This window comes from Sorangium sp. So ce327, assembly GCF_051530205.1.
Taxonomy (GTDB): domain Bacteria; phylum Myxococcota_A; class Polyangia; order Polyangiales; family Polyangiaceae; genus Sorangium; species Sorangium cellulosum_B.
In genome coordinates this window covers 294,779-310,504 of record NZ_CP150330.1, presented here as the reverse complement: position 1 = coordinate 310,504, position 15,726 = coordinate 294,779, and the positions used below count along the sequence as shown (strand labels likewise).

Sequence of the window (15,726 nt, the reverse complement as noted above, 5' to 3'; positions counted from 1 at the left end):
CCGGCGGCGGGGTGTGCGAGGATCGGGGAGCGATTCTATGTCATCGCAGGAGGAGACAAGGGAGATTGCGGAGCTGGAGCTGCTTCTGGCCGGCGCGCGCGTCGGGCCCTACGTGATCGAACAGCCGCTCGCCTCCGGTGGTTTCGGGGTGGTGTATCAGGCCGCGCACGTGGAGAGCCGCGCGCCTGCGGCGCTCAAGATCCTGCACACCGAGCTCGCGGCCGATGCCGAGGCGGTCGCGCGTTTCGACCGCGAGGTGACCGCGGTCCGCCGTATCCGGCACCCCCACGTGATCGAGGTGCTCGACCACGGGCGGCTGGACGACGGGCGCTCCTGGCTCGCGATGCCGTTGCTCCGAGGCGTCAGCCTAAGGGAGCACCTTGCGATGCGGGGCTGCCTGTCGGTCGAGGAAGCGTGCGCGATCCTCGCACCGCTCTGCGACGCCGTGGCCGCCGCGCACGCGGAGGGGGTCCTCCACCGCGACATCAAGGCCTCGAACGTCTTCCTCGATGAAGCGGGCCCCCTCGCCCCGGGCTCGCCGCGGGTGGTGCTGCTCGATTTCGGCGTGGCCAAGCTGCTCGACGGCGAGGGACCGCGGCTCACCACGTCTCGCCACATGGTCGGGAGCCTGTGCTGCATGGCACCCGAGCAGATCCTGTGCGGGCCGGTGGACGAGCGCTCGGACGTCTATGCGCTCGGGGTCCTCGCCTACAGGCTGCTCACCGGCAGGCCGCCTTTCTCCACGACATCGTCGGTGGCGCTGTACCAGATGCATCTCTACACGGTGCCGCCGCCGCTCACGCTCTCGGCCCAGGTCAGCGCGGCGCTCAACGCGGCGGTGCTGCGCGCGCTGAGCAAGGAGCCGGAAGAACGACCGCCGACGCCGCAGGCCTTCCTCGCCGAGATACGGGCCGCGACGAGCCAGCAGCGCAGCAGCACGGAGGGGCTGGCGCTCGGGGTCCACGTCGAGGCGCGCCTCGCCGAGGGCGCGCCCCCCGAGGAGCCGGGCGAGGAGGCCATGGCCGATCTCGAGGCGATCGTCCCCGCGGCGCGCGCGGCGTTCGAACCGCTCGGGCTGCGGGTGGCGCTCTTGACCGGCTCCGGGGCGCTGCTCGCGCTGCCCTGCGCCGGGGAGGCGGTCGCGGACGCGGGCGCGCGCCGCCGCGTGATGGAGGCAGTGATCGCGTTCACCCGGCGGATCGAGGGCCGCGCCCGCCGGAGCCCGTGGGTCGAGGTGCGGATCTCCGTGCACATCGCGGAGGCGCGCATCGGGGGAGGCGGCACGGTCGAGGGCGGTCCGATCACCAGGCTGACATGGGTGCCAGAGGTGGCCGCGGCAGGCCCGCTCGCGTCGGATGCGGCCCTCGCCGGCATGGACCTGCCGGCGCAGGAACTCGGCGAGGTCGCCGGGATCGTCTGGCTCGATCTCGGATCGGCCGAGGCTCAGCGGACGGCGTCGGCGCAGGCGTCGTAGCACCTCATTCGGCGGGGATCTGCGCGCGCTCCCTGCCGGGGGGACGAGGGCGACGGGCGCTCACGCAGCCGTGCGAAGAGGCATCAGAGAGAAGCCGGCACTGGACGTCGTTGTAAGCCCATTCGCCTTTTCGTACTATCCGAGCGATGTCGTCCCTCTCCCCTGACGGCTCTGCGACGCAGGCGCGCGTCGAGAAGGAACGGGACTTCTACCGCAAGCTCCTGGAGCTCGGTCAGACGGACGAGATAGAGCCGTTCCTCTCGGACGCGCTCGCGCTGATCGTCGAGATCAGCGGGGCTCTCCGGGGATACGTCGAGCTGATGTCCAGTCCCGACGACCGGGAGCCGACGTTCTGGGTGGCCCACGGGTGCGAGGAGAAGGACGTGGTGGAGATCCGCGCGTCGTTCTCGCGAGGCGTCATCGCCGAGGCCCTCGCTACGGGCCGCACGATCAGCACGGTGTCCGCGCTCCTCGATCCTCGCTTTCGCACAAGCAAGAGCGTGCAGAAGAACCGCATCGAGGCGCTGATCTGCGCGCCCGTCGGGGCAGTGCCGCCGGTCGGGGTGGTCTATCTGCAAGATCGCGCGCACAAGGGCCCCTTCCCTGAGGACGATCGGCGGCGCGTCGAGGCCTTCGCGCGGCACATCACCCCGTTCGCCGATCGGCTGCTGCTCCGGAGGCGCAGGGCGGACGAGGTGGACTCGACCCTTCCTCTCCGCCGCACACTGCGGGCGGGCGGCATCGTCGGCAGGAGCGGCGCCCTCGCAGACGTGCTTGCGCAGGCCGCGGCGGCGGCGCCACTCGACATCACGGTCCTCCTCACGGGGGCCTCCGGGACGGGCAAGACGCAGCTCGCGCGGGTGATCCATGAGAGCAGCCGGCGGGCTCGCGGGCCGTTCGTCGAGCTGAACTGCGCGGCGCTCCCGGAGGGGCTCCTCGAGAGCGAGCTGTTCGGCGCGCTGCCGGGCGCGCACTCGACGGCGGGGAAGAAGATCGAGGGCAAGGTGGCCGCAGCGGAGGGTGGCACGCTGTTCCTCGACGAGATCGGAGAGCTGAAGCCGTCGGGGCAGGCCAAGCTGCTCCAGCTCCTCCAGTCGAAGGAGTATTACCCGCTGGGCGGGACGCGGCCTGTCCGGGCCGATGTGCGCGTGCTCGCCGCCACGAACCTCGATCTCAAGGTGGCAGTCCAGCGCAAGGAGTTCCGCGAGGACCTGTTCTACCGGCTCCAGGTGTTGCCGATACGGCTCCCCTCGCTCACCGAGCGGAGGGAGGACGTGGCGCTCCTGTCGGAGCACTTCTGCGCGGAGACGTGCAAGACCCACGGCTTTCCCCGCCTCCAGCTCAGCGTGGACGCGCTCTGCGCGGTGGAAGCGGCGGAGTGGAGCGGCAACGTGCGCGAGCTCGGGCACGCCGTGGAGGCCGCCGCGATCCGCGCGGCGGCGGAGGGGGTCGCGCAGATCGAGCGGCGGCACCTGTTTCCGGCAGCGGCGGGGGCGAGCCGGTCGGAGAAGGGGGCCGTCGCTCCGGTCGAGATCGGGCCGTACAGGGGGCTGACCTTCCAGGAGGCGACCCGCCGGTTCCAGGCCGCGCTGCTTCGGGACGCGCTGGAGGATAACGGCTGGAACGTGACCGACGCCGCGGCGAAGCTCGATCTCGCCCGCTCCCACGCGTACAGGCTCGTTCGCGCATTCGACCTCTCGCGACGCTGAGGGGGTGTGCCCTCCAGGGGAATCCCGTGGGCGGGACAGGCGTCCCCTTCGAGGGATCCCTACAGAAGGGCCGGGCGTCTCCCCCGGCGGACGAGCGCCCCGTTCCAGGGGAGCGCCTGCCCAGCCAAGAGCACCAGGGATCTACCGAAGAGCTCCGCGGTCCGAGAGGTACGGCTCGGAGGGGCGGCAGAGGGAAGGCATCGCCGGCGACGGCTCGAAGCTTCAGGGCTCGAGGTGCTCCGCGGGCACTACCTGGTCACATAGCGCCTGAGCCCCACACCTGTCATGCATTGGGCCATGGCTATTTGCTGGCCAACGCTGCCCGGGCCTCGCACACCGCTTTCTTGTCGCCGAGCGCGTTGATCTTCTGGTTGATCGCCACAATCTGTCCTGCCAACGATGGCTTTTGACCAGGAGCCGCGACACTCAACTCTGCCTGCAACGCGCCTCTCTCTGCATACAACGCGTCGAGTTCGCTCTTGATCGATTGACAGTCGGCGCCGGAAGGCGAAATGCCGAGGTATTTCGTCCCCCAGGCGCTCTCGACGATCGCTTGTCCATCAGGACACGCATACATCAGGATCTCGCCGTAATTCTCCAGCGATGTGGTGTCTGTCCGGATCTCTCCCCAGGTCGGTGCGAGGCCGAACCACGACGCCTTGATCCGCTGGTGCATCGCATAGAGCCGCGTGTCGCTGAAGGCGTCCACGTTCTCCGGTGGAGGAGCTACGATGGACGAGGCGAGATGCGGGTAGGAGGCTGCCCACCAAGGGTCATCGTTGTTGCGCAGGTCGGGGTAGCCGTGGTTCTGAAGCATCCACTCGACGCAGTGGGTGATCTCGTGAACGAAGAATGCCCACCAATAATCGCCGGGGTAGACGTGATGGATGGTGGTCCAGGTCTTGGCGTTGTTCAGCTTGAAGACAGGATTGGCCTTGGCGAAGCTGGCGGGCTTGTCTTTCGAGGTGTCCGTCCCCATCCACGGAATGCAGATGGACACCACGTCAAAATCAGCGACCGAATGTCCGTGTTCGGCGAGCGCCTGGATAACCTTCGAATATCCGTTGAACTCGGCCTGGAAGGTCGTCGGGTCCTGATCAAACTCCTTGTCGGTGAAGTCCACTTTCTTCAGCGTGGTATTGGCCACGACCACGGTGGGATGAACCTCCGCGAGCCCGAAGTTAAAATCGCGGATCTTCGCCGCGGCGGTCGCGTAGCTGCTCTTGACGTTGTCGATGTCGCTGCCCGCCAAGGTCCTCGTATAGGATCCCGGGAAGATCACGAGCGCTGTCCTGAGCCGGAAGTGGCGATTGAGCCGGGTGAGCTTGCAAGTCCTGGCGTCGTTGATGCCCGGTTTTTTCCACGCATCGGCATACTTGGGATTGACGGCAAGCACCAGCGACCGGGTGCGGGCCTCGATTCGTGGGGAGATCACAGGATTGGCGACAATGGACCGCGATGCGCCCTCCTTGCAGGAGATGCTGCCCCCCTGGAATTGCTGCGTGTAGCTGCCGCCGGCGTCCTTGGCCGTCGGCGTGTCCGAGGTCGGGAGCTTGAACAACCCCTTTTCCCGATCGGCGAAAGTCCACGCCTCAAGTATAGGCGACCGAACCACGTGGGTCCCGACCGACGAGCTGTAATAGATGGCTCCATGCTCGAAGTCATTGAAACGTCCGGCGCCGACGACAGTGGCCGACTCGTCCGTCAAGGGAAAGCCCAGCGGCCCCTTGTCGTACTGCAAGGTCCCCCATTTCGCGTAGATGGCACCGTAGACGGCGAAGGCCTCGCTGGTGCCTCGCTTCCAGGTTATCGTCCCGTGCTGGAACATGTTGCATCTCCCGAGCCCGCTGGGTGAGTCGATCTCGTCTGACGTGGGATATCCGTTTGGGCCCTTCTCGCGGCCGAGGGCGATCCACTTGGCCCGGATCAGACCGTAGATGAGATGTGCCCCCGTGTTCGGCGTGTAATAGATCGACGCCGCCCCCTGATACTCGCGGAACGATCCGACCTTGTCGGCGCAGGTCTGCTCATCGCCTACCGGCGCTCCGATCCAGGGATTCGCTTCGATCAATTGCAGATATTTTTCGTCAATCTTGCTCATGCTCATATTGCTCTCCAAAGGGCATGAAATTCAACGACCTACGTGCCTACGGCAACAGCGTCCGCCCGTCCGTCCGCTGCCGGTGATGCACAGCGACCGAGGACATCGGCGCTAGGCTGATCGGCGTAGCTTGACGGCCTGCGGATCAAGCCAGTGATCGCAACCAGCATTTCATTGGCTCGGCTATGCAGCGTTTGCGTTTGCAGTGAACATGCCATGGGCGCGCCGCCGAGCTCGGTGCTGAGAAAGACCGTCCGTCAGACTCGCCTTGCTGGACACCCGTCCCCTGGAAGGGACGCCCGTCTCCTTTAGGGGAATCCCCAGGAGGGGACACACGCGTCCACCATCGGCACAGGTCGAACGCGCGGGCCAGCCCGTACGCCTCGGATCGGGCGAGGTAGAACGTCACCGCTGCCTCGGCCACACTTCAGCCGCTCTCCTCCAGCGCGGTTCGACGATGTCCGATGGCTGCTCTCGGCATCCTCGCGGACCACATCACTTATGCTGTCAGGCGGGCTCCTCGCTACGTCGTCGTGGGCGCTCAGAACGGCGTCGGGAGGCTGGATGCCAATCGCCCCCCTCATGGATCCACCCATCGCCAGGATGATGCGGCCAGGTGGTGGGCTCGAACGACCGGGCATGGACTGCCACGAGCACGGTGCGGCCGTCGAGCCCCCGGAGGCCTCCGGCAGGAGGCCGACGTAGGTTGACCTACCGCGCCTGTCGGCTCCTGCGACCCGACGTCGGCTGCTCGATCACCGGAGCCGAAGGCGGAGGACCATCTCTGTCCACGGCCAGCTTCTGGCGCGGTCGGTACGACTCTCCCTCGATCACCAGGTCGTAAGCGTTGTTCTTGAACTTGTCGATCGCGCTCTGCGCGAGCAGGGGCGAGCCTCGACCGGGCGCTGCTCGACCGCATCGTGGGGCTCGACCGGCCTTGAGCGGCGCCCCGACGACCGGGCTCGCCGCGGCTCACTCCTTCGTGAACCTCATGTAGTGCTTGATGGGCCCCGAGGCGTCCGCTCCCTCCGGTACCGGGAAGCCTCTCGTCAACGAGAATCCCTGCACGCAGAACGGGCCCTCCTCGGGCTCGTCGCCCTCGATGGTCAAGATGGAGCCGGAGACCGACCAGGTGCCCGTCCACGTCGTCGTGTCCCGCCCGAAGACAAACGTACATGCGCAGTCGGCGCCCGCCTGAGCGCACTCCGCCGAGGTGAAGGGCGACTCCTTCCCACCTGCGGCCCGCTGCATGTTCACGCTGAGCTGCGCGCACGTGATCGGGACCTCCTCGGCCGCGAGGCACGCCGCAGGGTAGACCACCTTGATCGGCCCCTGGTGCGTGATGGTCGCGGCATAGGTGTTATCGGCCCGGAATTCGGCGCGTCCGCTCATCATCACGCTGCTGTCGACGATCGCCGCGTCACACCCCTTGTGGAGGTCCTCGAACATCGACGGATCCAGGCACGCCTCATCCATCGTCCACGTTCCTGTCGGATCGCCGCCGCACGCCACGACCAGCCCGCAGGAGGGGCCCTCTTCCTTGCTGTTTCCCTCGTCATCGTCGTCATCGTCGCCGCCGCCGCACGCGGACAGCGCCAGCAGGGTCGTCACGATCACGGCCGAGAACACGCCAGAAGCAGATTTCATCCCATCCTCCACGCACAAGAATTCTCTAGTGGAAGTAAATTCCAGGCCAGCAGGGCCACACATCCGTTCATTCCTCGCCTGCACTGGAGCAGATGAGCTGTATCAAATTCTTCCTTCTCGCCGCCGTGGTTTCGCCCCATCGTGCTCCGCGAGCATGAACACGACACGGGCGATCCACGGCCGCCGGGCGCGGCGTTCTTTCCTGGCGATCGCGGCGCTCCCGGCGCTGCTCGCCGTCCTCGCGGGCTGCGGGGACCGGCGGCGCGAACCAGGCGGGCCGCCCGGCGATGGCGGGCCTGCCGCCCAAGCGCCGCCGCCCGACGCGGCAACGTCCTCGTCCGCGCCCTCGCCCGCGCCGGCGCCGACCGCCTCCTCCTTCGCCGCCGCCTCCGCGCACCCGGCCGTCCCGACCGCGGTGCCGAGCGCGTCGAGCGACGTGGTCGCGGGCGCGTCGCAGCGGTACGAGTCCGGCCCCTCGGTGATCGCGTCGGACAGCATCGACGGCGCCGCCCTCAGGAAGCGGCACGTCGAGCGCATCAAGGCCGACGACTCGCCCGTCACCGTGCTCCGCGGCCAGGGTCCCCTGGAGCTCGGCAAGCGCATCTGCGAGGCGGTGGTTCCGAGGCGCCCCGCGGCGACTCCCGTGCTCCTCAAGCCCAACATCTGCGGGTTCGACAGCGTGAAGGACCCTGCGAAGTCGAAGGGCGACGACGGCGTGACCGGCCGGATCACCCAGCCGGAGTTCGTTCGAGGCGTCGTCCAGTGCCTCAAGGCGCGAGGACACACGAAGATCACGATCGCCGAGGGCTGCGGCCACTCGCACAAGTTCTGGAAGGACATCGCGCAGCGCACCGGCTACGAGGCGATGGCCGCCGAGGAGGGCGCCGCGCTCGTCGCGATGGACGACGACGGGGTCTACGACGTCGCCGGCGACAGGCCCGGAAAGCCCCTCGCCATCCGCGGCATCCAGGCGACCCACGTCCCGACGCTGCTCATGCCGAAGGTGCTGGCCGAGCACCTCGACCACGGGCTCTTCCTGTCGCTCCCCCGGCTCAAGATGCACCGGTACTCGGTCATCTCCGTCGGTATCAAGGGCATGCAGGGCACGGTCATGCTGTCGGACAGCGCGCCTGCCTACAAGCAGAAGTGGAGGATGCACAGGGAGCTCAAGGCGTACCTGGACACGAAGTCCGCCGGCCAGGAGGATAGAGCTCTTTACTTATCGTCGCTCCGCGTCTTCGCCGAGCGCATGGTCGACGTGCTCGAGATATCCGCGCCGGACGCGGTGCTCGGCGACGGCGCGCCGGCGATGGGCGGAGACGGCTTCCAGGTCCTCCACCCCACGGCGGAGATGGTGGCCGTCGGCGGCACGAACCCGGTGCGGGTCGACCGCGTGGCGGCGGAGCTCCTCGGCGTGTGGAACAGCCCCGCGCTCGCGCGCGAGCTCGGCGGCCACCGGACCTCGCCGCTCATCGACGCCGCGGCGAAGCGCTTCGGGCTGGATCTCAAGGCGACGGCGATCACGGGAGACGGGGCAGATCTCCTGAAGAGCCCGAGGCCCGTGCATTACAAGGCGATGGCGCCCTTCCGGCTCGACTGGGAGCCCGGACACGCGCCCTTGCCCGGCGGGCCCGCGAAGGGGCTCGATCCCGCGCCGCCGGCCTCGCAGAAGGCGCCCGAGGGGAAGCAGGGCGAAGGGCCGGGCGGAGGCCCCGCGAAGCCGGAGGCGCACGCGTCGCGTCTTCCGCCGGGAGAGCAGGTCGTGCTCGACGGGAAGGCCGACGACGCGGCGTGGGGCCGCGCGAAGGCCGTGCAGTGGGACACCGACTATGCCGGCAAGCCCTCCGGGTTCCCCACGCGGGCGCGCTTCCTCTGGTCGAAGCAAGGGCTCCACGCGCTCTTCGAGCTCTCGAACGCGGGGCTCAACACGGATCGCTCGAAGCCCGTCGGCGCGGAGCGAAAGGGGCTTTACAAAGAGGATTGCATCGAGCTCTTCCTGACGCCGGCCCCGGGCTCGCCGAGGCGGTATTTCGAGGTGGAGATCGGGCCGTTCGGCCATTTCTTCGATATCGCCATCGACCGCGACGCGCGCCTGGAAGACACGGCGTGGTCGAGCGGCGCGACGATCGCGACGAGCCAGGACGCGCAGGCGCGCACGGCCGTCATCGAGGCGCTGCTGGCGGCGCCGGGGATCGTCAGCGCGCTCGCCCCGAGCGCGCGGCTGCCCATGAACCTGTACCGGATGGAGGGCAAGGACCCACGGCACTACCTCGCGTGGAGCCCGCCCCGCACGAGCAAGCCGAACTTCCATGTCCCGGAGGCGTTTGGCGTGCTCGTGCTCGATCCGTGAGGTGAGCGCGCAGGCGCCCCGCCGCGGCCGGAAGCAGGCGGGGTGAGCGGGAGCTTGCGGCCCGCGCCAGGTGCGCCATCGTCCCTCGCGCATGCCGCTCATCACGGGAATCGTCCCCTCGCCCGACAAGCCCGGCCACGTCGTCATCCTGGTGGATGGGGTCCCCTTCGCCACGGTGCCCGAGCAGGCCGCCGCCGGCCTGACCCCCGGCCAGGACAGCCCCGGGGCCGCGGCGGAGCCGCCCCGGAAGAGCGCCGCGGGCGAGCAGAAGACCTACGAGCGGGCGCTGCGGCTCCTGTCGTTCCGGGCGCGATCGGCCAGGGAGCTGGAGAAGCGCCTGATCGAGAAGGGCGAGCCCAGGGAGCACGTGACGACCGCGATCGAGCGCCTCACCTCGAGCGGGCTGCTCGACGACGCGCGCTTCGCGGAGGCCAAGGCGCGCTCCGGCATCGTGGGCAAGCCCCGGTCGCGCCGCAGGATCGAGCAGGACCTCGCCCGCAAAGGCGTCTCGCGCGACGTGGCGGACGCGGCCATACGGCAGGTCATGACCGAGGAGGGAACGGACGAGTCCGCCGTGGCCGAGCGGGCGGCGCGCAAGAAGCTCCGCTCGCTCTCGGGGCTCGCTCCTGCGGAGCAACGGCAGAAGCTCTATGCTTTCCTCGCGCGCCAGGGCTATTCGCCCGACGTGGCGCGCCGGGCGCTGCGCGCGGTGCTCGACGCGCCGCCGTGAGCGGCGCCGGCGCGCCGGCCCCTCCGCGGTGTACGGGCTCTCCCGAACAGCCAAAACACCCTGTTTTCTGCCCTTCTCCCCCCACCCACCGCACGCTACAAAGGGCCCATGTCGCTCGAGCTGGATGGCCTGCCGCCGGATCGCGCGGATGCTCGCGCGGTCCTCGCCGGCGGAGGGGAGATGGGCGCGCGCATGCGCGCGATCGACTGGTCGAAGACGCCGCTCGGCCCGGTCTCGTCGTGGCCGCAGAGCCTCAAGACGTGCGTGCGCATCGTCCTGACGTCGCGCCAGCCGATGTTCGTCTGGTGGGGCGACTCGCTCATCAATCTGTACAACGACGCCTACAAGTCGATCGTCGGCGGCAAGCACCCCGAGGCGCTCGGACAGCCCGCGTCCGTCGTGTGGCGCGAGATCTGGGGCCAGATCGAGCCGCGCGCCGCGTCCACGATGCGCCGCGACGAGGGCACCTACGACGAGGCGCTCCTCCTCATCATGGAGCGGAACGGCTACCAGGAGGAGACGTATTACACGTTTTCCTACAGCCCTGTGCCGAACGATCAGGGCGGCACGGGCGGAATCCTCTGCGCCAATACCGAGGATACGCGGCGGATCATCGGAGAGCGGCAGCTCGCGCTCCTCCGCGACCTCGCGGCGCGGACAGCGCACGGGCGCTCGTGGGAAGACGTGTGCGCGCGCAGCGCGAGCTCGCTCGCGACCAACGCGAAGGATCTCCCGTTCGCGCTCCTCTACGTCGTCGACCCGGACCGGCGGCGCGTGCAGCTCGCCGGCAGCATGGGGTTCGAGCGGGGGCACCCCGCGGCCCCCGAGACGATCGCGCTCACGGACGCGTCGCCGTGGCCGCTCGCCGCGGTGCTGCGAGAGCACGAGTCCTGCCGCGTCGTCGAGATACCGGCTCACCTCCGCGATCTCCCGACCGGCGCATGGCAAAGGCCGCCGACGCGAGCGGCCGCGCTCGCGATCTCCCCTTCGGGCGAGACGGGGCGCGCCGGGGTCCTGATCGTCGGGCTGAATCCATTCCGCCTCTTCGACGACGATTACCGCGGCTTCCTCCACCTCGTCGCCGGCCAGATCTCCGCCAGCATCGCCAACGCGCAGGCGTACGAGGAGGAGAAGCGGCGGGCGGAGGCCCTCGCCGAGCTCGATCGCGCGAAGACCACGTTCTTCAGCAACGTGAGCCACGAGTTCCGCACGCCCCTCACGCTGATGCTCGGGCCGCTCGAGGACGCCCTCGCGTCGGCGGAGCGGAGCCTGTCGGGCGCGGCTCTCGAGACCGCGCACCGCAACGCGGGCCGGCTCCTCAAGCTGGTCAACGCGCTGCTCGACTTCTCGCGCATCGAGGCGGGCCGGATCCAGGCGTCGTATGAGCCGACCGATCTCTCCGCGCTCACCGCGGATCTCGCGAGCGCCTTCCGCTCGGCGATGGAGCGCGCGGGGCTCGCCTTCGAGGTCGATTGCCCGCCGCTGCCCGAGCCCGTCTACGTCGATCACGACATGTGGGAGAAGATCGTGCTCAATCTCCTCTCGAACGCGCTCAAGTTCACGTTCGAGGGGACGGTCTCGATCTCGCTCCGCGCGCACGGCGATCGCGCCGACCTCACCGTGCGGGACACCGGGACGGGCATCCCGGATCGCGAGCTCTCGCACCTGTTCAAGCGGTTCCATCGGGTCCAGGGCGCGCGATCCCGCACGCACGAGGGCTCCGGGATCGGGCTCGCGCTCGTCCACGAGCTCGTCCGCCTCCACGGCGGGACCATCCACGTCACGAGCGAGCTCTCCGTGGGGACGTCGTTCACGGTCTCCCTGCCTCGCGGGGCCGGGCACCTGCCGAAGGACCGCGTGAACGCCGCGCGGACGCTGGCATCGACGACGACGGGCGCAGCGCCTTATGTGCAGGAGGCGCTCCGCTGGCTGCCCCGCGCGGAGAGCGACTCGCCCCCCGGCGCAGAGGGTGACTCACCCGCCGGCGCAGAGGGTGACTCGCCCCCCGGCGCAGAGGGTGACTCGCCCCCCGGCGCAGAGGGTGATGACGCCGTCGAGCACCTCTCCCCGGCGGCGTGGACGTCGTCCGACGGCGCCGCGATCCAGGCCGGGCCGGCGGGGCGCGTCCTGCTCGCGGACGACAACGCCGATATGCGCGAGTACGTCGGGCGGGTGCTGCGCGAGCGCTGGACGGTCGAGGCCGTCGCCGACGGGGCCGAGGCGCTCGCGTCGGCGCGCCGCAGCCCGCCCGATCTCGTGCTCACCGACGTGATGATGCCGAACCTCGACGGCTTCGGCCTGCTCCGCGCGCTGCGCGCGGACGAGCGCACGAGGGGTGTCCCGGTCGTCATGCTCTCCGCGCGCGCCGGGGAGGAGTCGCGCGTCGAGGGGCTCGAGGCGGGCGCGGACGACTACCTCCCCAAGCCGTTCTCCGCGCGCGAGCTCGTCGCCCGCGTCGCCACGCACCTCCAGCTCGCCCGATTGCGGGCAGCGGCCGAGCGCGAGCGCGAGAAGCTGCACGATCTCTTCATGCAGGCGCCGGTCCCCATCGCGGTGTTCGCCGGCCCCGAGCACCGCTTCGAGGTCGCGAACCCGCCGTACTGCGAGATGGTCGGCCGGCGGGACCTCGTCGGGAAGAGCGTGCGCGAGGTGTTCCCGGAGCTCGTCGAGCACGAGGCGATCGCGATGCTGGACCGCGCGCGGAAAGCCGGCCAGCCGCTGCGCATGACCGAGCTGAGCATCCCCGTCCAGCGCGGCGACGCGGTGCACGAGGCCGTCTTCAACTACGTCGCTCAGCCCATCCGCGACCCCTCCGGCGCCGTCTCGGGCGTCATGGTCGTCGGCTTCGAGATCACCGATCAGGTGCTCGCGCGGCGCCGCATCGAGCAGCTGAGCCAGCACCGAGAGGAGCTCATCGCAGCGCTCGCGAAGACGAACCAGGAGCTCGACCAGTTCGCTTATGTCGCCTCGCACGACCTCAAGGCGCCCCTCCGGGGGATCGCGAACCTGTCCGAGTGGATCGAGGAGTCGCTGGCGGGGAAGCTGGACGGCGAGACGCAGGAGTACATCCACCTCCTGCGCGGGCGCGTGCGCCGCCTCGAGGCGCTCATCGACGGGATCCTCCATTACTCGCGGGCAGGGCGCCTGCGCGGCGACGTGGTCAGCGTCGACACCGGCCATCTGCTCGCGGAGGTCGTCGAGCTGCTCTCGCCGCCCGCGGGCGCCCGGGTCGACATCGCGCCAGGGATGCCGACGATCGCCGCGGAGCGCGTCCCGATGCAGCAGGTGTTCCAGAACCTCATCAGCAACGCCCTGAAGCACGCGCGCCGCAGCGACGCGCGCGTCGAGGTGACGTGTGAGGACGCCGGCGCCTACGTCGAGTTCGCCGTGAGCGACAACGGGCCCGGCATCGCGCCCGAGTACCACGAGCGCATCTGGGATCTCTTTCATACGCTCGAGTCGCGCGACAAGGTGGAAGGCACCGGGATAGGGCTCTCCGTCGTGAAGAAGATCGTGCAGAGCCGCGGAGGGAGCGTGTCCGTCTCGTCGCGCCCCGGCGCAGGAGCCACCTTCATCGTGCGCTGGCCCAAGCGGGTGAAGGACGAGGCCTGACAAATCCGGCGCGTCCCGCGAGCTGCCCCGGGTTGACGCAGGCCCCGCGACGGCCGAAGGTGCGGGCATGCATGCGCGCCGAGAGTCGTTGGAGCCGTGGCTTCGGAGCTTCGTCGCCGACAACGGGGGTATCGCTGGCACGGTGCACCTCGTCGAGGGCGATGCGCTCGCGCTGGCCGCCGCCGTGAACATCCCCGAGAAGGTGCAGGAGATCACGCGCCGCGTCCCGCGGGGCAAGGGGATGGCCGGGCTCGCCTGGGAGCGCGACCAGCCCGTGCAGACGTGCAACCTGCAGACGGACACGTCCGGCGACGTGCGGCCCGGGGCCAGGGCGGTCGCGGCGCAGGCGGCGGTGGCGCTGCCCGTGCGCGACGCCTCCGCGAGCGTGCGCGCCGTCGTGGGGATCGCGTTCGCCGGCGAGCGCGAGCTCGGTCAGGACGAGCTCGATCGCCTCGCGCAGGGCGCTGGCGCGCTGCCGGCCTGACAAGAGCGCTCCCGCCCCACCTCGCTGCCCGCCGCGGGGCTGCTGCCCGCCGCAGCCCCGCTGCCCAGCTGCACCGCCGCACCGCCGCAACACAAGCCCCTTGTTTTTCGCGGCTGCGATGCTAGCGATGCCCGCTCTCCCATGGAGACGAACGGACGCAGCGCCCCGAAAGCCGCGATCGACGCTCCGCTCGATGCGCTCGATCCGGGCGCCCGCCCGCACGTCCGCGTGGAGGACCTCGTGCGCGGCGCCGCGAACGAGCCCGCGTGCGAGCGCGCCGCAGCCGGGCCTGGCGAAGGCGGCGCCGCGGGCGAGCCCCTCACGGCGAAGCTCGCCCGCCGCACCGTGCCCGGCGCGCTCTACGAGCCCGGCCCCGAGGAGGGGTATCTCCGGTGCACCGCGTGCGCTCACCGCTGCGTCCTCGCGCCGGGTCGCGCGGGCGCGTGCGGGATCCGCTTCGAGAAGGACGGCGAGCTGCGCGTCCCGTTCGGCTACGTCGCGCGCCATTACGTGCGCTCGGTCGAGACGAACACGATCTTCCATGTGCGCCCCGGCGCGAGGTCCCTCACCTTCGGGATGTTCGGGTGCGACCTGCGCTGTCCTTATTGCCAGAACTGGAAGGTCTCCCAGGCCCTGCGCGAGCCGGAGGGCGACGGCGAGCCCATCGACATCAGCGCCGCGGATCTCGTCGAGGTGGCCGTCGCGGCGGGCTGCGGGGTGCTCGCGAGCGCCTACAACGAGCCGATGATCACCGCCGAGTGGGCGCGCGCCGTCTTCGCGGAGGCGCAGCGGCGGGGGCTCGTCACGGCGCTCATCTCGGATGGCAACACGACGCCCGAGGCGCTCGCGTACATGCGCCCGGTCGCCGACGTGTTCCGCGTCGACCTGAAGGGGTGGAGCGCGGATCAATACCGGACGCTCGGCGGCCGCGTCGAGCCGGTGCTCGCGGCGATCGGCGAGGCCCGGCGCCTCGGCTACTGGGTCGAGGTCGTGACGCTCGTCGTCCCCGGCTTCAACGACAAGGCGGCCGGCCTCCGCGCCCTCGGCGCCGAGATCGCCAGCGTCGACCCCGACATCCCCTGGCACCTCAACGCCTTCTACCCGCGTTACAAGATGCGCGATCGCATGACGACCGACCCGGCGTTCCTCGTGGACGTGGCGGGCGTCGCCTATGCGCGGGGGATGAAGTACGTTTACGTCAGCAACGTGGCCGACCGCGTCCGTGAGCTCTCGCATACACGCTGCCCCGCCTGCCACGAGGTCGTTGTGCGGCGGTTCAACTACGAGACGCAGGAGGTCCTCCTCTCCGGCGGCGCGTGCCCCTCCTGCGGGACGCGCGTGCCCGGACTGTGGGGACCGGCGGCGCCGTAGCGCCGCACAGGCGGACGCCCGGCTCCTGCCGAGCCCGCGCGCGCATCGCCGCCCGGGGGCCGACTGGGCCTGTTGCTGAGAGGTTTCTGTCTCATTTCACCAGACGCCCTGTCCGGTGCTCCGCGCATCCCGGCAGAGCCAACTTGCGTCCCTACCGGACTCCCCCCGATCGCAGGAGCGTCGCTGACCCTCTGGCCGCCCAGGCCGGCTGGAACAGGCTGCGCCCGCTGTTCGGACTGGCCTGCTGG

9 protein-coding genes are annotated in these 15,726 nt (G+C 70.0%); 7 read left to right on the top strand and 2 right to left on the bottom strand.

The features are described 5' to 3' along the window. The first annotated feature begins 37 nt into the window (after positions 1–37). Together WME95_RS01200 and WME95_RS01195 are read left to right on the top strand one after the other, a co-directional pair. The gene (locus WME95_RS01200; protein ID WP_437906562.1) at positions 38–1,474 is read left to right on the top strand and encodes a serine/threonine-protein kinase; all 1,437 of its coding nucleotides are present in this window, start codon (positions 38–40) and stop codon (positions 1,472–1,474) included. A gap of 146 nt (positions 1,475–1,620) precedes the next feature. Next, complete coding sequence (locus WME95_RS01195; protein WP_437906561.1) at positions 1,621–3,183, top strand: sigma 54-interacting transcriptional regulator; 1,563 nt, start codon at positions 1,621–1,623, stop codon at positions 3,181–3,183. A gap of 301 nt (positions 3,184–3,484) precedes the next feature. Here WME95_RS01195 and WME95_RS01190 read toward each other — a convergent pair whose 3' ends face one another. Both WME95_RS01190 and WME95_RS01185 read right to left on the bottom strand, forming a co-directional pair. Beyond that, on the bottom strand, positions 3,485–5,284 hold the full coding sequence (locus WME95_RS01190; RefSeq protein ID WP_437906560.1) for an LGFP repeat-containing protein: 1,800 nt from the start codon (positions 5,282–5,284) through the stop codon (positions 3,485–3,487). A 972-nt stretch (positions 5,285–6,256) separates the two neighbouring features. Further along, positions 6,257–6,931 (bottom strand): hypothetical protein, encoded by a 675-nt coding sequence (locus tag WME95_RS01185; RefSeq protein ID WP_437906559.1) that lies wholly within the window; start codon positions 6,929–6,931, stop codon positions 6,257–6,259. Between the two features lie 154 nt (positions 6,932–7,085). Here WME95_RS01185 and WME95_RS01180 point away from each other — a divergent pair, with 154 nt between their 5' ends. The 5 genes from WME95_RS01180 (at position 7,086) to WME95_RS01160 (ending at position 15,478) form a co-directional block, all read left to right on the top strand. Next, positions 7,086–9,281, top strand: coding sequence for a DUF362 domain-containing protein (locus WME95_RS01180; protein WP_437906558.1), 2,196 nt, complete (start codon positions 7,086–7,088; stop codon positions 9,279–9,281). A 91-nt stretch (positions 9,282–9,372) separates the two neighbouring features. Further along, positions 9,373–10,011: a regulatory protein RecX gene (locus WME95_RS01175; protein ID WP_437906557.1), complete on the top strand. Its 639-nt coding sequence runs from the start codon at positions 9,373–9,375 to the stop codon at positions 10,009–10,011. A gap of 108 nt (positions 10,012–10,119) precedes the next feature. Beyond that, positions 10,120–13,623, top strand: coding sequence for an ATP-binding protein (locus tag WME95_RS01170; protein WP_437906556.1), 3,504 nt, complete (start codon positions 10,120–10,122; stop codon positions 13,621–13,623). Positions 13,624–13,690: 67 nt separating this feature from the next. Then, positions 13,691–14,107: a GAF domain-containing protein gene (locus WME95_RS01165; protein WP_272097267.1), complete on the top strand. Its 417-nt coding sequence runs from the start codon at positions 13,691–13,693 to the stop codon at positions 14,105–14,107. A 141-nt stretch (positions 14,108–14,248) separates the two neighbouring features. Continuing rightward, positions 14,249–15,478 carry a radical SAM protein gene (locus tag WME95_RS01160; protein WP_437906555.1) on the top strand — a complete coding sequence of 410 codons (1,230 nt, stop codon included), beginning with the start codon at positions 14,249–14,251 and terminating at the stop codon, positions 15,476–15,478. Positions 15,479–15,726: the final 248 nt, after the last annotated feature.

Excerpts from the sequence above, each read along its gene's own strand:
- WME95_RS01200 (WP_437906562.1), top strand. The coding sequence starts at position 38 with ATGTCATCGCAGGAGGAGACAAGGGAGATTGCGGAGCTGGAGCTGCTT.
- WME95_RS01195 (WP_437906561.1), top strand. The coding sequence starts at position 1,621 with ATGTCGTCCCTCTCCCCTGACGGCTCTGCGACGCAGGCGCGCGTCGAG.
- WME95_RS01190 (WP_437906560.1), bottom strand. The coding sequence starts at position 5,284 with ATGAGCAAGATTGACGAAAAATATCTGCAATTGATCGAAGCGAATCCC.
- WME95_RS01185 (WP_437906559.1), bottom strand. The coding sequence starts at position 6,931 with ATGAAATCTGCTTCTGGCGTGTTCTCGGCCGTGATCGTGACGACCCTG.
- WME95_RS01180 (WP_437906558.1), top strand. The coding sequence starts at position 7,086 with ATGAACACGACACGGGCGATCCACGGCCGCCGGGCGCGGCGTTCTTTC.
- WME95_RS01175 (WP_437906557.1), top strand. The coding sequence starts at position 9,373 with ATGCCGCTCATCACGGGAATCGTCCCCTCGCCCGACAAGCCCGGCCAC.
- WME95_RS01170 (WP_437906556.1), top strand. The coding sequence starts at position 10,120 with ATGTCGCTCGAGCTGGATGGCCTGCCGCCGGATCGCGCGGATGCTCGC.
- WME95_RS01165 (WP_272097267.1), top strand. The coding sequence starts at position 13,691 with ATGCATGCGCGCCGAGAGTCGTTGGAGCCGTGGCTTCGGAGCTTCGTC.
- WME95_RS01160 (WP_437906555.1), top strand. The coding sequence starts at position 14,249 with ATGGAGACGAACGGACGCAGCGCCCCGAAAGCCGCGATCGACGCTCCG.